Source organism: Flavobacterium palustre (genome assembly GCF_014639535.1).
GTDB lineage: Bacteria > Bacteroidota > Bacteroidia > Flavobacteriales > Flavobacteriaceae > Flavobacterium > Flavobacterium palustre.
Genome location: NZ_BMGA01000001.1, coordinates 70264 through 91632 on the forward strand (window position 1 = coordinate 70264; position 21369 = coordinate 91632).

The window sequence follows — 21369 nt, forward strand, 5'->3', positions numbered from 1 at the left end:
AAGAACCCAAATTATCAAAAATGAAACCAAAACTCAAAGTAATATTATTGCTTTTAACAGCAATAATAACACAGCTTTCTTATTCACAGGAAAGACTCGTAACTGGAACTGTTTCAGACAACTCAGGAATGCCACTACCCGGAGTTAGCATCTTAGTAAAAGGAACACAAACCAGCACTCAGTCTGATTTTGATGGTAAATTCAACATTAAAGTTGCACCTACACAAACTTTAATTTTTAGCTACATTGGTATGAAAACCCAAGAAATACCAGCTAATTCAACAACAATTTCAGTAAAACTTTTAGACGATTCCATTGAACTGGAGGGAGTAGTTATTACTGCTTTTGGGATAAAAAGAAATCCTAAAGACCTCGGTTACTCTGTAAGTTCCATAAAAACAGAAGAAATCACAGAAAACTCCGAACCTGATTTAATACGTTCCCTATCAGGAAAAGTAGCCGGTGTTAACGTAAATATTTCCAGCGGAGTTGCCGGTGCAGCCAATCAAATTACAATAAGAGGGACTAATACTTTTACAGGAAACACCCAACCACTTATTGTTGTTGACGGAGTAACCTACAACAACACCTCCGTTACCACATCCAATCAATCTACCGGAGGTGGAGCATACGAATCGGCATTATCAACTTTAGACCCAAACGATATTGCTTCTATAAACGTTCTTAAAAGTGCCGCTGCATCAGCATTATATGGTTCAAGAGCAGTAAACGGTGTTATCGTTATCACAACGAAGTCAGGTTCTGCCAAATCAGCTAAAACAAATAAATCCACCGTAACTTTTGGTTCAGGTATTTATTTCGAAAATATTGCCAATCTTCCCGATTATCAAAACAAATACGGAGCAGGCGCTAATTTTAAATACAGCGAAGGATCAAACGGATCTTGGGGACCTGCTTTTGGAAAAGCCGGAGTCCTTTACAATTTAAATGATGACGGAACCATTCCTACCTGGGCAACTGTATTAGCTGTATCCCCTGAATTAGGGCCAACTGTTCCTTACAAAGCAAAACCAAACAATGTAAAAGATTTGTTCCGAACAGGACTTGTTGCTGACAACACTTTAGGCTTTAACTACACCGGCCAAGACGGTAGTTTTAACACCACAATTTCTAACCTGAACCAAAACGGATACATACCTTACAATACCTACGACAGAACTTCAATTTCTATTGGTGGTAATTTCAACCTTTCGGATAAATTTACCATTGGAGGCAACATGAGTTTTTCGGACACCAAACAAATCGGAGGATTCTTTGGAGACGACTCTTTTATTGACGAAGCAGTAGCTCCTTCATTTGCCAGAACTCTGTTTATAGCCAGAAACTGGGACTTAAACCTGCCTTATGAAAACCCAGAAACAGGAGAATCAGTTACGCCAAACGGTCGCCAATTTGACCACCCTCTATGGTCCTGGAAACACGATAAAATCATTACCAACACTAACAGAACAGTTGCAGGTGTTAATATGAATTACAAATTCAACGAACACATTTCGGCTTCGTATCGTATGGGTTTCAACAAATACGATTTAAACCGTCAGGAAATTAGAGACATAGGATCATTGGCTTACGGCGGAATTGGAGTATTAAAAACGGAGAATTTCAATAACGAAGACATTGAATCTACCTTATTAATCAATTTTAACTACCAATTATCAAAAAACATTGGCCTGACAGCCATACTGGGAAATAACATTCTGCAAACAAAAACAAGCAGGACAAGTTATTTAGGAAAAGAATTTATTGTGCCTGATATATTTAATATGAGAAACACTAAAAACATTTCCAGCCTTTATGATGAAGGCGATACAAAAAGAAATGCCGGGATATTTGCCGACCTTACTTTCTCTTACAAAGATTTCTTCTTCATAAACGCAACAGGACGTAATGATTTCTCTTCTACACTTCCTGTTAACAACAACTCTTATTTTTATCCATCTGTAAGTGGCTCACTTATTGTAACCGATGCTTTAAAAATAGACAGCAAAGTCCTAACATTTGCTAAACTTCGCGGGGGCTATGCCAAAGTAGGTAATGATGCCGCAGCCGAATTTTTAAATTCAACTTTATTAATCGGAGACGCATACAATGGGAATCCCGTAATTGGCAACAACACTTTTTTGTCTGATCAACAAATAAAACCTGAGTTCACTCAGGAATATGAAATAGGTGCTGATTTAGAATTCTACAACAGACGCATTGCACTGGATTTTAGTTTGTACAAAAAAAGAACCACAGACTTAATTACCGAAGTTAGTGTTCCTGTTTCCAGTGGTTTTCTATCTTACAACACCAATGTAGGTGAAATGCAAAATAAAGGTATAGAAGTAGGATTAACCCTTGTACCCATTAAAACAGAAGATTTCAAATGGACACTTTATTCTACTTTTACCAAAAACGAAAATAAAGTAACCAAAATTTCAGATGGTCTGGACAGAAGCCCAATAGACATTGACCAGGTAGGCTACATTATCCAGGGAGAAGCTTTTGGCACCTTTTACGGAACCAAATTTGCCAGAGATAACGAAGGAAATTATTTAATTGATCCTTCAAGCGGAGGTATTCTGGCAGCTACCGAAACAGGGATCATTGGCGATCCAAATGCTGATTTCAAAATGAGTTTCATCAATACTTTTAAATATAAAAATTTAAGCTTAAGAACTCAATTTGACTGGAAACAAGGAGGCGATATTCATTCTTCAACTATAGAAAGTCTGTTAGGAAGAGGGGTAACAAGAGATACCGAAGACAGAGAACATACTTATATAATACCTGGTTATTTAGGAAATACGGATGGTACGCCTATATTAGACAGTAACGATCAAAAAATTCCTAATACGACTCAAATCACAATGAATGATTTGTATTTTTCTCCAGGAACAAACGGAAATACATTTGCAATCAACAGTGTTGATGAAGCTAATGTTTATGACGGAACTGTATTTAGATTAAGAGAAATCAGCCTAACCTACGATTTCCCTTCACAATTATTAAAAAAATCATTTTTAGACAAAGCAAGCTTAAGCATATTAGGCAGTAATCTTTGGTATTTTGCTCCAAACGTACCAAAATACACCAATTTTGATCCTGAAGTAACTAGTTTTGGCTCAAACAGACTGCAAGGAGTTGAAGTCACATCAGCACCTACAGCAAAAAGACTAGGACTAAAATTAAACTTAACCTTCTAAAAAGAACATCATGAAACTACTAATAAAATCAAAACAAAATACCTCAAAAATTGTGGTATTATTGAGTTCGATACTCTTTTTAAGTTGTAATGACTACATGGATGTTAACACCGACAAAGACAACCCAACAACTGCTCCATTGAGTTTCTTACTTACAGGCACACAGGTAGATCTAAATAATAACACTAACTTTTTAGACAACTCCGGCAGCGTCTTGCAAGTTTACACACACCAAATGACAGCAAGGGAAGAACAAGATCAATATGGAGCCAAAGTAAACAATGTTGGTCTTCAAAATGACTGGCAAAATCTTTACTTAACACTTACAAACATAGAAACCCTTATTGCTCAGGCTCAGGAATCGGAAGATTTGATTTATGTAGGAATTGCGCAAATGCAAAAGGTCTATTTGATGTCGGTTGCTGTAGATCTATGGGGAGATGTTCCTTATTCAGAAGCCAATAAACTTAAAAACGGTATTATAGCTCCTAAATTTGATAATCAAAAGGAAATTTATAATTCCTTATTTGAATTAATTGAAACCGCTAAAACAAATCTAAAAAGTGAACTCGGTGCAAAACCCAAAGCTGATGATTTATTCTATGGCGGAGATACCGAAAAATGGATTCGATTTGCTAATACCTTCAAATTAAAGCTCTACAATCAAACCCGCTTAACAGCCGACTTTGACCAAGAAGGATTTGACGCTTTAATTGCCGAAAACAACTTTTTCAAGTCTATTGATGATGATTTCGAATTCAAACACACTAAAAACATCTCACCAACAGATGAAAGAAATAAATTATTTTTAGAATCATATAATAGCACTCAATTTGGTACATACATGAGTCCATGGTTCTATGAAATACTTATGGGAATGAATCCGAACATACACAATGACAATCCGGATCCACGAATTAAATATTATTTCTACAACCAACTTGAAGCCGGAGAATACCCGGAACTGGCTGACACAGATACCGGCGACCCAAAAGCCGATTATTGGGATGCTACTACCGGATTTTTCAGCATCCGTTTTGGTAGTCAGGGTCCCTGGAGAGACTTTAGCACTGAAAATTCAAACACCTACCCGGGTATTTTTCCATGCGGAGGAAGATATGATGATGGAGAAGGAGAAACTATGGACGCTACAAAAGCAGGCGGTGTAGCACCTCACAGAATACTAACCTATGACGAGTTTTTATACATTCAGTCCGAATTAATTCAAGAAGGAAAACTCACAGGAAATGCCGCTGCAAAACTACAAGAAGCAATGGAAGCTAGTTTTGCTAAAGTGGACCAGGTAGTCGTAGTAGCTAATAGCGAGACCAAACAAACAGGAATACCTGTACTTGTTGGCTCTAATGAAGTGGAGACTTTTATTAACAAAATCATTACCGAATTCAACGGTGGTAACGATGATAAAAAATTGGAAATCATCATGACTCAAAAATGGGTTGCTACTTTTGGAGACCCAATGGATCAATATACTGATTATAGAAGAACTGGCTTCCCAATATTTGCAAATCCTAATTCAACTACGCCAGAATATCAATTAGACAATGGCGATGAATATCCGTTAGTTGATTCCGAAACTGTTCTCAACACCGCATACCCACTTTCATTATTCTGGCCGCAAAGCGAACTAAATGTAAATAAAAATGCTCCGGCACAAAAAATACCTGGAACATATAAAATCTTTTGGGATAATTAATAAAAATCAGAAGTCATGAAAAAGATACAACATATAATCACAATACTATGCTTATTATTTTTACTCCCATGTTGTGAAAACGACGGAGGAGATTCCAAAATAAGTACACAAAAAGGCGCACTACCTAATATTCAAAAACTGACCGACAGCGATAGTTTTATTGACTTAGTTGCTGTTCAAAACAATCAGGAAATCAATTTAGGTTTTTCAGTTGATTTAGCCATTGGCAAAATTTCTTCAATGAACATCATCGGTCTGTACATTAAATCTGACGGAACAATAATTAAAGCAACACTGGCTGAAAACATTACTACATTTCCCGTAACATTTAATCTTAACCGTAATGACTTGTATGATGCTTTTGAAAACCTGAACACCTCAGAAGATTTTGCTACAGGTGACCAATTAATTATTTCAGCCGACATAACTCTAAAAGACGGAACAGTTTTAAAAATAATGAATGACGATGGAACTAATAATTTCAGTTCAAACATTGCAACTTCTAATTTGTACAAAGTCTTTCAAACTTACAATGTTTCCTGCCCGTCTGATCTTGGAGGTACTTATTCTGTTTTGACTTCTGGAGAATCCACAGACAGTGGTGTTGTTACAAACAATCCTGTTACAAATCATCCATACACAGTCACTATTACAGATAATGGAGGAGGTAACTACACAATATCAGATAGTTTTGGCGGACTTTATATTTATTGGTATGATATTTACGGATTAACATTTGATGTAGAAAGTGATTTTACCGATATATGTGGATCAATTTCCAGCGAATTTGAAGATCCGTTTGGCTCTATTGTAAACTATACAGGAACAGTCAATCCTAATGGAACAATAAGCATACACTGGACCAATGATTTTGGAGATTTTGGAGATTCAATTTTAACTAAAATTTAGTTAATTATATAAAAAATAGGAGGAACAAATTGTTCCTCCTATTTTTTATATATTTGCGCCATGGAAAAAGAACATCAAATATTCGGAATTAGAGCCATTATTGAAGCAATTCAGGCTGGCACTACAATAGACAAAGTGTACATTCAAAAAGAAGCCTCAGGCGAATTGATGAAAGACTTAATGAAAGTCATGAAACGTGCAAATGTCAACTTCTCTTATGTTCCCGTTGAAAAACTAAACAAACTAACCCCTAACAATCATCAGGGCGCAGTAGCTTCTATCTCTCCTATTTCGTTTTTTGATTTAGAAACATTAATTGAAACCGTTATGGAAAATGGCAAAACGCCATTGTTTTTGGTTTTAGATCAAATCTCAGATGCCCGTAATTTTGGAGCTATTATCAGAACTGCCGAATGTACCGGAGTAAACGGAATCATCATCCAAAAATCGGGTTCAGCACCTGTAAATGGCGACACTGTAAAGACTTCTGCCGGCGCAATTTTCAACATTCCTATTTGTAAAGTTGAACATATTAAAGATGCTATTTTTCTTTTACAAGGAAGCGGGATTAAAACCGTTGCTGCTACTGAAAAAACAGAAGACACTATCTATAATGTAAATCTAAACGAAGCCGTAGCTATTATTATGGGTTCTGAAGATCGAGGAGTAAATCCTTCAGTATTGAAAATTGTGGATGAGAAAGCTAAACTTCCTATGTTTGGAACAATCGGCTCTTTGAACGTTTCAGTTGCCTGTGGCGCTTTCTTATACGAAGCCGTAAGACAAAGAAGCTAAAGATTTTAGGTTGCAGATTCTAGATTAAGATTTTAAAAAAATCTGTAACAATCTGCTAAAATCCGTTTAATCTGCGTTCCTTTTTTTGTATTGAAACAACAAACAGAAAATCATAAAAAATAAAATAAAAAACGAATCAAGACTCCTGTTCTGATTCGTTTTTTTCTTTTGGCACAATTTCATAATTTACTTCCTGATTTGAACTATAATAGTTCGAAAAACCATCCAATTCTTCATCAATATCTATTTTTGGTAGATTAACAAAATTTCCGTTTTCATCAAAACGCTGCATGAATTTATCTTCCGCCGGATTATAATCGGGCATTTCCCAATCGTATTTGGGTACTTTTTTAAACTCAGGCGTTTGATATAAAACTGCCAAAACAAAACCAGTAATCAATCCAGCCAAATGCCCTTCCCAGGAAACAGTATTATCTACCTCAGGAAAAACATACCAGATCATTCCGCCATACATCATAATCACAGCAAGAGAAAGAGCAACCAAGCGATAATATCTGGTCATAATACCTTTAAAGAAAATAAACGCAAACAAAACATAAATCAATCCGCTGGCTCCAATATGATAACTTTCCCTCCCCATCATCCAGGTTAAAATCCCTGAAAAAAGAATTCCATAAACAATAACTTTAAAAGACAATTTCGAATAAAAAAACTGCAAAGCGGCCAACAAAACCAAAAGTGGAATAGAATTATTATACAAATGATTCAAATCGGAATGAATAAACGGACTGAAAATTACGCCCTGTAATCCTGAAAAAGTGCGGGGATAGATTCCGTTTTCAACAAAGTCAAAATCGAAACGGATTTCGAGCCAATACACAAACCACAGGAACAACACAAAAAAAAGTGGCAGTCCAATAACTGCGTTTGTAAATTTGAAATTCTTATCCATTTTGATTTCTTTAAAACAATTCAATCAATTTTGTAACCAAATACAATATAATGCTATTTTGTCATAACTCATTAATTGTTAATTCAGGTATTTGTTTATTTGAAAGTAGAAATGTCATAAATTTGTAATCCCTCAAATCTTCACTCTAAAATCTAAAATCTAAAATCACCTTGGAAGCACCACTGGCAGAACGCATACGACCTCAAAAATTAGACGAATACATCAGCCAATTGCATTTGGTTGGACCCAATGGTTCTTTGACACAACAAATAGCCAAAGGAATTATTCCGTCCTTAATTTTCTGGGGACCACCGGGAACAGGAAAAACCACCTTGGCTCAAATTATTGCGCAGGAATCACAGCGTCCCTTTTTTATCTTAAGCGCCATCAATTCGGGTGTAAAAGACATTCGGGACGTGATTGAAAAAGCCAAGCAAAGTGGAGGACTTTTTACCGCTAAAAATCCCATTTTATTTATTGATGAGATTCATCGTTTTAGCAAATCGCAACAGGATTCCCTGCTAGCCGCGGTCGAAAAAGGCTGGATTACGCTTGTGGGTGCTACAACCGAAAACCCAAGTTTTGAAGTAATTCCCGCCTTGCTTTCACGTTGTCAGGTGTATATTTTAAATGCGTTTACCAAAGCCGATTTAGAATCCCTTTTGGAACGCGCAATGAAAACGGATACTTATTTAAAGACGAAAAATATCCAATTAAAAGAAACCGAAGCTTTACTAAGACTTTCCGGCGGCGATGGACGCAAATTATTGAATATCTTCGAATTGGTCGTAAACGCTTCCGCTGAAGACGAAATAATTATTACTAATGATCGTGTTTTTGCATTGGTACAACAAAACACGGTTTTATATGACAAAAGCGGCGAACAGCATTATGACATTATTTCGGCTTTTATCAAATCCATTCGCGGCAGCGACCCAAATGGAGCCGTGTATTGGCTTGCCCGAATGATTGAAGGTGGTGAAGATGTGAAATTTATTGCCCGAAGATTATTGATTTCTGCCAGTGAAGATATCGGAAACGCCAATCCTACCGCTTTAATTATGGCCAATAATACGTTTCAGGCGGTAACTACTATTGGTTATCCCGAAAGCCGTATTTTACTGAGTCAATGCGCTATTTATTTGGCAACTTCTCCTAAAAGCAATGCTTCCTACGTGGCAATTAATACAGCGCAACAAATTGTAAAACAAACCGGAGATTTATCGGTTCCAATACATTTGCGAAATGCGCCAACCAAATTAATGAAAGAACTAGGATACGGCGAAGATTATAAATATTCACATGATTATACTAATAATTTTGCTGAACAGGAATATTTACCAGAGGAAATTAAAAACACTCCCATCTATGTTCCTGGAAATAATTCCAGAGAAAATTCGACGAGGGAATTTCTAAAAAACCGATGGAAAGACAAATATGGTTATTGAAGAAGTTGAAAGCAGGGAGTTAGAAGTAAAAAAAAAAAAAATCAGATTCCAGGCTAGATGATTAACATCCTTAATCTGAAATCTGAAATTTATGCCGATAGTTATCGGGACTGAAATGAGAACTAAAACTTAACGTTTATTTTTTCTGAAACCAATTGATCATTTTGATAGTATTCAAAAAACCACTGGTTTTCTTTTTTAATCAAAACCCCTTGCTGATTTCCTTTTTGTGCTAAAAACGAATTAGCATCGGAAGTTTTATACAATTTAATCACAACACTTGGCTTACTGTCAATTAACTGATAATTTCCTCCGGCAAGTGGTTGTGCAAAAAGCAATTCGTTGGGATCAATAACAACAGCCGGTACTGACTGCGGTGCTGTTTCCACTTTTTCAGCTTTTTCAGCTTTTTCAGTCTTCTCAACTTTTTCCAGTTTCTCCTTTTTCTCTTCTACAACAACATTTGCTCCGCCATTGTATTGATATTCCAATTCATAAACTGACGCAAAAGCTTTGTTTAGAGCATCTGTATATGCCAATTGAAACTCTTTTTCTCTACTCGTACCTACTTCTGATTGATAAACAATTTTACCATAACAATCTTTAAAAGTAACGTATAATTTTGTTGTCAAAAAACCACTCTCTTTTACAATATCATAACTCAAAACGGCACATCGGTTGATTTCATTTGGAACAACCTGATTTGAATAATAGACATCAAAACCAATTTTATTCAAATTAAACTTAGACAAAGTTGCAATTCGATATTGGTTTTCTGATTTTAAGAATTCATATTTCAAAGGTACAATTACGGTTTTATAATCGTTTAAGGATTGTGCAAATCCAAAACTGGAAGCAAGTAATAAAAGTAATAGCAATTGTTTTTTCATATTCGGTATTTTTTTGTTAGTTTATAGTAATTAGATTGTATCTCGTTCGATTAGTTGCTTCAAAAATCAAATAAGCAGTTATAAATAATTCTTAAGTTCTAATAAATGGTTAACTTGTTTAATATCATGAGGCACAGCTTGTTTTGTTTCGTTAAAATAAATAGCATCGATTCCGGCTTCTAACGCTCCTAAAACATCCGCTTCGATGGAATCGCCAATCATGATACTGCTTTCTTTTTTGGCTTTCGCCAAATCCAAAGCATACTCAAAAATAATAGGATTTGGTTTTTTAACTCCTGCCATCTCCGAATTGGTAACCGTAGCAAAATACGGTTTTAAATTCGCATTATTTATTTTTTTAGTCTGTACATGTGCAAAACCATTGGTAATAACATGTAATCTGTATTTCTTATTCAAATATTCCAAAATCTCAAAAGTCCCGTCAAACAGATGATTATTTTCGGTCAGTAAATCAATATACTCCTGCGAAATAAGATCAATTTCGGCATCTGAAATTTCGTAACCAATCGCATCAAACGATAATTTTAACCGATCATAACGCAATTGCTGATGTGTAATTTTATCATATTGATACAATTTCCAACAAGCCTGATTGATCGGAATATAATTTTCGATAAATATATCAATTGCAACAGCGGGATGATTTCGGGTAAAAATATTCTCGAAGGTTATTTTCGAATTTTTGTCAAAATCCCAAAGCGTATGATCTAAATCAAAAAACACATCTTTTACAGTATCAATTCTCATTTTTGCTTTTAAAATATTCCTTCATCTACAAAACTATAATATTTTGTCTCAGTCACAATCAAATGGTCCAAAACTTTAACATCCAGACTATCGCCAGCCAACCTTAATTTCTTAGTAATTTGCTTATCTGCATCACTTGGTGTTAAAGCTCCCGAAGGATGATTGTGACACAAAATTAAAGCTGTTGCCCCTTTCTCCAATGCCATTTTAAAAACCAAACGGACATCGACCAAAGTCCCTGTAATTCCGCCTATACTGATTTGTGTTTTCGAAATTACTTTATTAGAATTATTCAGATATAAAATCCAAAATTCCTCATGAGGCAATTCGCCAATAATGGGCTGCATGATTTCGAAAACTATTTTACTCGAAGTTATTTTAGTTAATTCAACCGCTTCCTCTGCTCTTCTTCTTCTCCCCAATTCCATCGCTGCAATTATCGAAATAGCCTTTGCTTCGCCAATGCCTTTAAAATTCATCAACTGAGCCATCGACAACTTTCCTAAAGCATTCAAATTAGCATTAACACTGGCAAGTATTCTCTTGCTTAAATCCACCGCCGATTCATTCCTGCTTCCGGAACCAATCAAAATAGCAATTAACTCCGCATCGCTCAAAGCAGCTTTACCTTTGAGCATCAATTTTTCTCTTGGCTTATCGTCTTCAGACCAATTGGTAATAGGGAAATGATTATTTTCCATAGCAAAAGATTTAGTTTACAGCAACTCACATATAGTAAATATAGTACTAAATCTTTTAACCACAAACATGAGCTTCTTACTCAATCAAACCTTTTACTTCATCAAAATTCAATCCGCCATAATTACCTGAACTCATCAACAATAAAGCAGAATTATCTAAATTCAAATTGAACAGATACTCTTTGAATTCAGCCGGATTAGTGTAAATAATCAAATCTTCACGATTGAATGCTTTTGCAATTTGCTCATAAGTCACCTCTTCCAATTGTTTAATTTTTACCGCATCAGGAGAATAAAAAACCACAGCGGTATCGGCATAAGCCAAAGCACCTTCGTATTCTTTTAAAAACTCGGCGTTCAAACTGCTGTAAGTATGCAATTCTAAACAAGCAACCACAGTTCTGTCAGGATATTGTTCTTTCACTGCTTTTGTGGTTGCAGCTACTTTAGATGGTGAATGAGCAAAATCTTTATAAGCTACTTTGTTTTTACTTTCGGCAATTTTTTCCAATCGTTTTGACGCACCTTTGAAACTGGCAATTGCCTCATAAAATTCAGCTTCATCAACACCCATGTTTTGGCAAATCCATTTGGCTCCCGCCAAATTATTCAGATTATGCGCTCCAAAAACTTCTATTGGCATATCACCTTCAGGAGTTTCTAATAAGGTTGTTCCGTTTTCTACTTTATAATTTGGTGTATGATAAGCTATTTTTCGAATTGGATTTGTTGCTGCTTCAGCCACTCGTTTCACTTCGGAATCGTTTTCATTGTAAACTAAAATTCCGCCATTGGTAATTTTCTCAATAAAAATTTCAAACTGCTCTACATAATTCTCATACGTTGGAAACACATTGATATGATCCCAGGCAATTCCTGAAATTAATGCGATATTGGGTTGGTACAAATGAAATTTAGGTCGTCTGTCAATTGGCGAAGACAAATACTCATCACCTTCCAAAACCATAAAATCATTTTCTTCGGTAAGATGTACCATCGTATCAAAGCCTTCTAATTGCGCACCCACCATATAATCCACTTCAATATCATGGTAATGCATCACGTGCAAAATCATAGACGTTATGGTTGTTTTTCCGTGAGAACCACCAATAACTACGCGGGTTTTATTTTTAGATTGTTCGTATAAAAACTCTGGATAGGAATAGATTTTCAAGCCTAATTCCTGGGCTTTCAACAATTCCGGATTATCCGCCTTAGCGTGCATTCCTAAAATTACTGCATCAATATCGGCGGTTATTTTTTCAGGAAACCAACCCAATTCGGCCGGTAAAATACCTTTTTTCTCTAAACGTGATTTTGAAGGTTCAAAGATTGCATCATCACTTCCTGTAACCTGATATCCTTTATTGTGTAGCGCTAAAGCCAGATTGTGCATGGCACTTCCGCCAATAGCTATAAAATGTGTTTTCATATTAGTTATCGCTTATGCGTAAATTAATTTCCTTAATTGTCGTTTTTCTTTTTAAATTCTTCTAAAACCGCTTGCGCTTTATCGGGTGATTTCATTTTATTGGCATACAAATTTGCCAATTTTTGATAGGTTTTCTTCGAATTTCCCACAGCAATTGCTTTTTTATAATGCTGTTCTGCTTTTGCATATCTTTTAAAATATTCTTCAATATGACCTCGGGACAAATAACCGTCAACAGCTGAAATTTGCAATAATTCGTTTGAATATTGAATTGCTTTTTTTTCACTTCCGCCCAAAATTCCCGGCAACTGAAGATAAAGTTCTATCAAAGCCCATCTGGCTTCGATGTGTTTGGGATTTAATTCTATAGCTTTTTCAAAATTTGTCCGCACTTCATCAATCATACCCAAAGCTTTGAATTTATTCACTTGCAGAGCTTTCATCCCTAAAACACCACCGTATTTAAAATAAAAATTAGCTTCAGAAGGCTTGGCTTTTTTAAGTTTTCCATAATACACTAAAGCTTCATCCCAGTCTTTACTGTGTCCGGCAATATCTCCTAAATATTCGATGATTTTTATATTGGATGGATTTTTTTTCAGAAGAGATTCGAATATAGGCTTAGCCTGTTCTAATTTACCTTCTTCAAATAATTGCTGCGCTTTCTCAAAATTCATCTGAGAAAAAACCAACATTGGGAACAAAAAAAATAGCAGCAGAATGTGTTTCATTTTCCAAAAATAAGGAAATTAAAAAGGATTTTAAAAATTTTATCTCTTATAAAAACCATAAATAGTAACCTAATAGCAATCTTTAAAAAACCTTATCCTAACATCAAACAAATACTTTCGTAGTATGAAAATTTTGGAAATATGAAAATATTCTACGCCATTCAGGCAACAGGAAACGGACACATCAGCAGAGCGACTCAATTGTATCCTTATCTGCAAAAATTTGGTGAAGTCGATTTCTTTTTAAGTGGCAACAACGCCAGTTTAGACATTAAATTACCTATAAAATATAAAAGCAAAGGTTGTAGCCTGCATTACAGCAAATGTGGCGGTTTGAATTATTGGGATATTGTTAAAAACATCAAACCACGCCAAATCTACAAAGATGCCGACATGTTGCCGTTAAAAAAATATGATGTTATTATCAACGATTTTGACTCCATCACTTCGCTGGCCTGTAAGATGCAAAAAGTACATTCGGTGCAATTAGGACATCAGGCGAGTTTTATTTCAACCAATACTCCAAGACCTGAAAAAAAGAGCGTAATGGGCGAAATGATTTTGAAACATTATGCACCTTCTCCTAAAAACATTGGTTTGCATTTTGAAAAATACGACTCTTTTATTCTCCCTCCCATCATCAAAGATGAAATTGTTCAGGCTGAACCTTCCAATTTAAAACACATTACGGTTTACCTGCCTTCTTTCGATAAAGATTGTCTCGAAAAAGCTTTTAACAAAGTGAAAGACGTACAATTTCATTGGTTTTTACAGGGAATAGAATTCAAACACACCATAGGCAACATCACCTATTTTCCTGTAAACCAAAAAAAATTCAACGAAAGCCTGATTTGCTGTGAAGGCATTATCACCGGTGGCGGTTTTGAAACTCCGGCCGAAGCTTTATATCTGAAAAAGAAAATCCTAAGTATCCCTATTCGCAGTCATTACGAACAGGAATGCAATGCTGCTGCCTTGAAAAAAATGGGCGTTCCTGTGGTTTATGAAGTCGGACAAAATTTTGATTCCGTTATTGAAAACTGGTTAAACGCTACTGTGGTTTACCCGAAAATGATTGCTAATAACATCCCTGAGACTTTACAATATTTATTTGACACGTATCGACAACAATAGAAAATACATTTTTAACCAAAAATAAACTTACAAAACCAACTATTTATTCAAATTAAAAATCTATTTTTAACACTCTTTTTGCTTCAAATAGCAAATCACACAAAGTTAAAAATAGTCATTTATGAAAAAGCTTTTCTTACTTCTGGTATTTATTTCAGCATCCGTTTTTGCGCAAAACTTCCAAAAAAACTGGAATAAAGTTATAACCTATGAAAAAGAAGGAAAAATAAAATCGGCTGGTAAACTAGTCGATGAAATATACAAAAAAGCAGTTAGTCAAAAAAATGAACCTCAAATTATAAAATGTTTTTTCTATCAATCAAAATACCTGCAAGTACTTGATGAAAATGCACAAACCAAAATCATCAACAATATTAAAACGGATATTAACCTAGTCTCAATTCCTTCAAAAGCGATTTTGAATTTAGTCTATACCAAATGTCTGAATGATTATTTTAACAGAAACAATCACACTATTCGAAACCGAACAAATACCTTAAGCATAAATGAGCAATTTATGACTTGGACGGAAAACGATTTTACTACTGAAATTAATTCAGCCTTAAATCAGACATTAACTAACCAAAACATCTTAAAAAACACTCCCTTAATAAATTACGAAGCTGTTTTTGATTATTTCAATGAAAAAAAATTCAAAACTGAAAATTTATTTGAGTATTTATTACAAGAAAACATTAGTTTTTGCACTTCAAAAATAGAGCGATGGAGCATTAAAAAAGAGGATTTCATTGCTTTACAAAATGATTTATGGGGAAATTCAGAAGCTTTTACAAAAATCAATTTCGATTTTGTTACTGACAAAAATCTACAAAAAACGTTACTATTATTACAAAAAAAGGAGCTAAACAATTCTTCTTTAGAAAACCAACTGGAGCGCATTTTATTTTGTAAAAACTATTTAACGGAGAATAATGAGACTCTCTTAAAGACTTTAAATCGTTTACAAAAACAAAGCAAAGACAGTCTTATAATACAAAAAATTCAACTAGAAAAAGCGGCAATTTTAAGCAGTTTAGCATCAAAAGAAACGCATCCTGATTACAATACACAAGCAATAACAATATTAGACAGTATCATTGGTGTAAATAATTTTTCTAATTCTTACAAACTCGCCATTCAAAAAAAACAAGTTATTGATTCAAAATCTCTGAATATTCAAATGCTTAAACAAAGCTATTCTGACGAAAACACCAGAGCTCTAATTAGTTACAAAAACATAAATCAAGTCAACATTTCATTTTACAAAATCAATCAAAACCAATTAGAATTATTTAGAAAACAACAATTTATAAAAGACAGCGTAGTTGATATAATTATCCAAAAGCAAAACCCTGTAGCAACTAAAAACTATAGTCTTTTAAACAAAAAAGATTATTTTGGATACACTACTGAAGTTGTTTTACCCCAACTCAAAACAGGCAGTTATTTAGTTTATTTTGAAAGTGATTCGGATATAAAAGATAAAAAAGCATTCGCTTACGAAACCATTACTGTTTCTAATATTGCTGTTTTAGCTACTCAAAAAGATACTATCCGCTATTTCCAAGTCTCAGATCGAAAAACTGGAAAACCATTGGAAAAAGTAAATATTAAGCTGGAAAATACAACAATACAAACTGATGCAAATGGTACAGCATCTTATTCCAAAGAGAAAAACCGAAACAATTATGAAACAATTTTATTTATTAAAGAACAGGATAGCCTTTCAGTTTCGAATTATTATGTAGCTTACAATAATGAATACAATCCGACAATTCAAGAAAAAGATAAAGGAAGAGTTGAGTTCTATTTAGACCGTGCAATTTATCGTCCTGGACAAACGGTCTATTACAAAGGAATTGCTTTTCAGAAAAAAGACAATGTAAACTCAATTGTGGCAAAAACTTCTTTTAAAATTATAGTAAAAGATGTCAACCACAATACTTTTAAAGAATTTGAAATTACCACGAATGAATTTGGTTCTTTTTCAGGAGAATTTGTATTGCCAAAAACGGGTTTAACGGGTAATTTCAGAATAGAAGCTTATGAACCTGATGACTATGAAAAAGATATAGTTTACAATAAAGATATTGACGAACATCCGTTTTGGGATCAGATAACTTTTCAAAATTCTCAAATTAGTTTTAAAGTCGAAGAATACAAACGTCCAAAATTTGAAGTTCGTTTTGACCCTGTAACCCAATCTTATCAGGTCAATCAAGATGTAACTGTTAATGGTATTGCTAAAGCCTTTGCAGGAAGTTCCATCAGTGATGCTACCGTTAAATATGAAGTCAGCATTTATACGTATGAATTTACGAATAGAGGTTATCATCTAAGAAACGGAAAGTCTAAAAATATTACAATTGCAGAAACCAGGACAGATGCTTCCGGGAAATTCAAAATTGATTTTAAAGCGGAACCGGTTGAAAACTTCAAAAAAGAAAACTTACCTATTTTCGAATATCACATTAAAGCCTCAGTAACCGATATTAATGGCGAAACACATTCTGCAAATTCGACTGTAAAAGTAGGTTATCATGATTTGATTCTGGGCACAACTATTCCTCAACAAATAGAAACCAAAAATAAAAACGAAATTATTCCTTCAAGTACTAATCTCAACGGTAATTTTTTAGCAACCAAAGGCGAAATTAAAATTTATTTTATTAGACCTTTAATCGATAAATTCAAACCAAGAATTTGGGAAAAACCTGAAATTGACGGAATTTCTAATGAAGAATTTGAACGATTATTTCCTTACGAAAACAATATAAAAACAGTTGCCGACAGCCTGACGCAAACATTAGTTTTTTCTAAAAAAATAGATACGCAAACAGATAAAAATCTACTGCTTGATTTTATTTCAAATTATAAATCCGGAGATTATAAGGTAGTTTTTTCGGCAAAAGATGCTTTCGACAACAACATTACAACTCAATCTAATTTCCGCTTAATACAAAGTAATGACAAATACAATTTAAGCAAATTATTTACAGCAACACAAATTAATGCAAATCCAAAAAAAGATGGTTTTGTTCTTATAAAACTACTTTCGGTTATCCCGGAACTTTATATCAATGCCACAGGAAATTATAAACAAAAAACATTTTTTGAAGATACTTTTCATTTGCAAAATAACGAAACTCTTATCAAAATTCCTTTGCTGAAAGAATTTGAAAATGCAATCCAAATAAGCTTCCAAAGTATTTTTGAAAACAATCCTTTTAGAGATGGAATCGAAATCTTTTTGGAAAAAGAGAAAGAAGGTAAACTGGAATTTACTGTTGAAAATTTTAGAAACAAAATACAACCAGGAAACAATGAGAACTGGTCGTTTCAGCTGAAAGCTAATGATACTAAACAAGAATCCGAAGTTTTAGCTTCAATGTACGACAGTTCTTTAGATCAATTCACAAAAATAAATTGGAATGGTTTAGCATTTCATGAATATAATTACAATTATGGCAATTACAAATCGGCACTAGGTTTCGACAAGTTATATAGTACTATTGGAAATTTAAACAAACCTTCATACCTACCAACAATAACTAGTGAGAATACCCAATTAATTTGGTTTGGGTTTAATTTCAATAATTCAAATCCATATCACCAACAATATGAATACCTAAAACAACTGAATAAAAAAACAAAAAAGCCAGCCAATGCTACAATGATTTCGGGAGTAGTCACAGATCAATATGGAGCTCCATTTGCAGGGGCAATTATTGCAATAAAAGGAACTCAAAGAACCATAACATCTAATCATAGTGGTTACTTTGAAATTGAAGCTGCTCCAAACGAAATAATAGTTTTCTCCACTATAGGTTATAAAACTCAGGAAATTCTTGTTGGAAATAAAAAAATCATACAAATAAGTTTAGGCGAAGTAGACGATGTACTCAATGAAGTTATTGTAGTAGGTTATGGAACACAAAGGAAACAAAATTTAACCGGTGCAGTAACTACAATACAAGGAGATCCTGATGCTATTATAAGTGTAGCTCCAGCAGGTTCCGGACCAAGAAACAATAAAAATAAAAAAAACGGAGTAGTACTGGAAGAAGTTGACGATGCGGTTTATAGTACTGCTGGAATAGATCTTCAATTAGAACAAGCTTTACAAGGAAAAGTAGCTGGTTTACAAATTAGAGGTAGTTCTTCTATTTTAGGCAACAATAACGCGTTATATGTAATTGATGGAGAAATTGCCTCAGAAGAAATCTTTAAAACGCTAAATCCTGCTGATGTTGTTTCTATGGATGTTTTAAAAGATTCCAAAGCCACTGCTCTTTACGGAAGCAAAGGCGAAAATGGTGTCATCATTATCACAACAAAAAAATCTTTGGAAGCCTTAACACAAGTAACAGCAAGAAAAAATCTCTCAGAAACGGCTTTCTTCTATCCTCATCTAAAAACAGACTCAAAAGGAAAAATCTCTTTCAATTTTACCTCACCTGAAGCCTTAACTTCTTGGAAACTGCGTTTATTGGCACATAACAAAAATGCCGTTTCGACTTATTTAGAAAAAAGCGTCATAACTCAAAAAGAACTTATGCTTTTACCTAATTTCCCTCGTTTTCTTAGAGAAAAAGATACAATTGTTATTAGTGCCAAAATTGCTAATATGAGCAATCAATCCAAAACAGGAATTGCTCAATTACAGTTTTTTGATGCCACGACTATGCAGCCTATCGACAATAAAATGCTTAACGTAAAAAATATTCGAAATTTTAATATTACAGCTTTCGGAAATACAACAGCGACATGGAAAATTACTATTCCCGAAGGATTACAAGGCGTGCAATATCAAATTGTAGCAAAAGCTGGAAATTATTCAGATGGCGAGGAAAACATACTTCCCGTTTTAACTAATAATATGCTCGTTACTGAAAGTATTCCTGTTTGGGTGCGAGAAAATTCTAAGAAACAATACACATTTGAAAATCTAAAAAATAATAATTCTACCACATTACGCAATCATCAGTTTACACTAGAATACACTTCAAACCCTACCTGGCTAGCCATTCAATCCTTACCGTATTTAATGGAATACGAGCATGAATGTGCCGAACAGACTTTTGCTCGCTTTTATGCCAATGCCTTAGCTGGCGAAATTATCAATAGTAATCCAAAAATTGCTACTATTTTTGAATCATGGAAAGCAAAAGACAAATATAAATTAGAAGAAAACGAAGAATTAAAATCGATTATTCTTGCCGAAACACCTTGGTTAAATGATACTAAAAGTGAAGCCGAAAAGAAGCAAAAACTGGCTCTGTTATTTGATCTAGAAAAAATGAAAAACTCGCAAGAAGCTACTTTTGAAAAGTTGAAACAAAAGCAAAGTGCTTCAGGAGGATTTGCCTGGTTTGATGGCGACAGAGAAAACGAATACATTAGCCGTCATATTCTGGCAGGTTTAGGGCATTTATCAAAACTAATCCGTAATAAAGAAACGGATACAAAAGTTGCTGAAATTTCTAAAAAAGGAATTCCGTTTTTAGATGATAAATTCTTAAAATACCATAAAGCCAGAACTAAAAATCTAAAGTCAACTGACAAACTAATTTGGATTAATCCAAATACCGATTTACATTATTTGTACACACGTAGTTTCTATTTAAAAAATTACCCCCTTTCGGATACTTTGAAAAAAGTAAGCAAATTATATCTTGAAATCGCTAAAAAAGATTGGCTAAACTATTCGCTTTACGAAAAAGGAATGGCAGCTTTAGCATTACATCGTTTTGGAGAAACTGCTTCAGCTAAGAAAATTGTCGAAAGTTTAAAAGAAACAGCTTCAAACAATGAAGACTGGGGAATGCATTGGATTGCAAACAAATCAGGCTGGTATTGGTATCAGGCTCCTATTGAAATCCAAGCCTTACTTATAGAAGCTTTCGCAGAAATTACAAACGACAACAAATCTGTTGATGCAATGAAAGTTTGGTTATTAAAAAACAAACAAACTAAAAACTGGCCAACAACTAAGGCAACTACCGAAGCTGTATATGCTTTACTAATGCAAGGTACAGACTGGTTAAGTGTAAAAGACAATACTATTTTCAAAATTGGAAATGAAAAAATATTGACCAAAAAATTAGCTGAGAACGAAAAAGAAGCCGAAACGGGTTATTTAAAACTCAATTGGAAAGCTGATGAAATAAAAAAAGAAATGGCAACGATAACGATTCAAAATAAATCAAAAGTTCCCGGATACGGTGGAGTATATTGGCAATATTTTGAAGATTTGGATAAAATAAAAACCGATAATTCAAATGCACTTTCTGTATCAAAAGAATTATATCTGAAGAAAAACAATGACAAGGGAGAAGAATTACAAAAAATCACGAATGGAAATCGGCTAAAAATTGGAGATTTGGTTACAGTAAGATTAATTATAACTGCCAAAGAAAACATGGAATTTGTTCACTTAAAAGACCTACGAGCTTCCTGTTTTGAACCTGTCGATGTGTTATCTTCTTACGATTATAAAAATGGTATTGCCTTTTATAAAAGTTCAAAAGATGCCGCTACCCATTTCTTTTTTGGCAACATCAACAAAGGCACTTATGTCATAGAATATGATATAAGAGTGAACAACAGTGGAGATTTCTCAAATGGGATAACGACTATACAAAGTATGTATGCTCCCGAATTTTCAAGTCATACTAAAGGAATCAGAGTTCAGGTGAAATAAAAATATCAATATACAAAAAACC

The 21369-nt window shown here is 34.1% G+C and carries 13 protein-coding genes; 7 read left to right on the forward strand and 6 right to left on the reverse strand.

What is annotated here, in order from left to right; all coding sequences use genetic code 11:
- Positions 1 to 20: 20 nt before the first annotated feature.
- The 4 genes from IEV84_RS00395 to rlmB are packed head-to-tail and all read left to right on the forward strand — an operon-like array spanning position 21 to position 6627.
- Entirely contained in the window at positions 21 to 3209 is a 3189-nt protein-coding gene (locus tag IEV84_RS00395) for a SusC/RagA family TonB-linked outer membrane protein (RefSeq protein WP_188491342.1), read from the forward strand.
- A gap of 10 nt (positions 3210 to 3219) precedes the next feature.
- Complete coding sequence (locus IEV84_RS00400; protein ID WP_188491344.1) at positions 3220 to 4923, forward strand: SusD/RagB family nutrient-binding outer membrane lipoprotein; 1704 nt, start codon at positions 3220 to 3222, stop codon at positions 4921 to 4923.
- Positions 4924 to 4938: 15 nt separating this feature from the next.
- A complete protein-coding gene (locus IEV84_RS00405) occupies positions 4939 to 5832 on the forward strand; it encodes a BT_2262 family domain-containing protein (protein WP_188491346.1) in 894 nt (297 codons plus the stop codon).
- Positions 5833 to 5892: 60 nt separating this feature from the next.
- On the forward strand, positions 5893 to 6627 hold the full coding sequence (rlmB, locus tag IEV84_RS00410) for a 23S rRNA (guanosine(2251)-2'-O)-methyltransferase RlmB (RefSeq protein ID WP_188491348.1): 735 nt from the start codon (positions 5893 to 5895) through the stop codon (positions 6625 to 6627).
- A 136-nt stretch (positions 6628 to 6763) separates the two neighbouring features.
- On the opposite strand, the gene IEV84_RS00415 is transcribed toward rlmB, so the two are convergent.
- Positions 6764 to 7540 (reverse strand): rhomboid family intramembrane serine protease, encoded by a 777-nt coding sequence (locus IEV84_RS00415; RefSeq protein ID WP_188491350.1) that lies wholly within the window; start codon positions 7538 to 7540, stop codon positions 6764 to 6766.
- 170 nt (positions 7541 to 7710) lie between these two features.
- Between IEV84_RS00415 and IEV84_RS00420 the strand changes: the two genes are divergently transcribed.
- Positions 7711 to 8988, forward strand: coding sequence for a replication-associated recombination protein A (locus tag IEV84_RS00420; protein ID WP_188491352.1), 1278 nt, complete (start codon positions 7711 to 7713; stop codon positions 8986 to 8988).
- Positions 8989 to 9110: 122 nt separating this feature from the next.
- Here the strand turns inward: IEV84_RS00420 and IEV84_RS00425 are convergent, their stop codons facing one another.
- The 5 genes from IEV84_RS00425 to IEV84_RS00445 form a co-directional block, all read right to left on the reverse strand.
- Complete coding sequence (locus tag IEV84_RS00425) at positions 9111 to 9878, reverse strand: hypothetical protein (protein ID WP_188491354.1); 768 nt, start codon at positions 9876 to 9878, stop codon at positions 9111 to 9113.
- Between the two features lie 78 nt (positions 9879 to 9956).
- A complete protein-coding gene (locus tag IEV84_RS00430) occupies positions 9957 to 10646 on the reverse strand; it encodes a YjjG family noncanonical pyrimidine nucleotidase (RefSeq protein ID WP_188491356.1) in 690 nt (229 codons plus the stop codon).
- Positions 10647 to 10654: 8 nt separating this feature from the next.
- Positions 10655 to 11347, reverse strand: coding sequence for a RadC family protein (gene radC, locus IEV84_RS00435; protein ID WP_188491358.1), 693 nt, complete (start codon positions 11345 to 11347; stop codon positions 10655 to 10657).
- A 76-nt stretch (positions 11348 to 11423) separates the two neighbouring features.
- Positions 11424 to 12779 (reverse strand): UDP-N-acetylmuramate--L-alanine ligase, encoded by a 1356-nt coding sequence (locus tag IEV84_RS00440; protein ID WP_188491360.1) that lies wholly within the window; start codon positions 12777 to 12779, stop codon positions 11424 to 11426.
- A 32-nt stretch (positions 12780 to 12811) separates the two neighbouring features.
- On the reverse strand, positions 12812 to 13510 hold the full coding sequence (locus tag IEV84_RS00445; RefSeq protein ID WP_188491362.1) for a tetratricopeptide repeat protein: 699 nt from the start codon (positions 13508 to 13510) through the stop codon (positions 12812 to 12814).
- Positions 13511 to 13651: 141 nt separating this feature from the next.
- On the opposite strand from IEV84_RS00445, the gene IEV84_RS00450 reads away from it, so the two are divergent.
- Both IEV84_RS00450 and IEV84_RS00455 read left to right on the forward strand, forming a co-directional pair.
- Positions 13652 to 14644, forward strand: coding sequence for a glycosyltransferase family protein (locus tag IEV84_RS00450; protein ID WP_188491364.1), 993 nt, complete (start codon positions 13652 to 13654; stop codon positions 14642 to 14644).
- Positions 14645 to 14765: 121 nt separating this feature from the next.
- A complete protein-coding gene (locus IEV84_RS00455; protein ID WP_188491366.1) occupies positions 14766 to 21347 on the forward strand; it encodes an alpha-2-macroglobulin family protein in 6582 nt (2193 codons plus the stop codon).
- Positions 21348 to 21369: the final 22 nt, after the last annotated feature.

What these genes read in the sequence shown, in the direction of transcription:
- IEV84_RS00405 (WP_188491346.1), top strand. Translation starts at nt 4,939, where the DNA reads ATGAAAAAGATACAACATATAATCACAATACTATGCTTATTATTTTTA.
- IEV84_RS00445 (WP_188491362.1), bottom strand. Translation starts at nt 13,510, where the DNA reads ATGAAACACATTCTGCTGCTATTTTTTTTGTTCCCAATGTTGGTTTTT.
- radC (WP_188491358.1), bottom strand. Translation starts at nt 11,347, where the DNA reads ATGGAAAATAATCATTTCCCTATTACCAATTGGTCTGAAGACGATAAG.
- IEV84_RS00430 (WP_188491356.1), bottom strand. Translation starts at nt 10,646, where the DNA reads ATGAGAATTGATACTGTAAAAGATGTGTTTTTTGATTTAGATCATACG.
- rlmB (WP_188491348.1), top strand. Translation starts at nt 5,893, where the DNA reads ATGGAAAAAGAACATCAAATATTCGGAATTAGAGCCATTATTGAAGCA.
- IEV84_RS00440 (WP_188491360.1), bottom strand. Translation starts at nt 12,779, where the DNA reads ATGAAAACACATTTTATAGCTATTGGCGGAAGTGCCATGCACAATCTG.
- IEV84_RS00455 (WP_188491366.1), top strand. Translation starts at nt 14,766, where the DNA reads ATGAAAAAGCTTTTCTTACTTCTGGTATTTATTTCAGCATCCGTTTTT.
- IEV84_RS00400 (WP_188491344.1), top strand. Translation starts at nt 3,220, where the DNA reads ATGAAACTACTAATAAAATCAAAACAAAATACCTCAAAAATTGTGGTA.
- IEV84_RS00395 (WP_188491342.1), top strand. Translation starts at nt 21, where the DNA reads ATGAAACCAAAACTCAAAGTAATATTATTGCTTTTAACAGCAATAATA.
- IEV84_RS00425 (WP_188491354.1), bottom strand. Translation starts at nt 9,878, where the DNA reads ATGAAAAAACAATTGCTATTACTTTTATTACTTGCTTCCAGTTTTGGA.
- IEV84_RS00415 (WP_188491350.1), bottom strand. Translation starts at nt 7,540, where the DNA reads ATGGATAAGAATTTCAAATTTACAAACGCAGTTATTGGACTGCCACTT.
- IEV84_RS00450 (WP_188491364.1), top strand. Translation starts at nt 13,652, where the DNA reads ATGAAAATATTCTACGCCATTCAGGCAACAGGAAACGGACACATCAGC.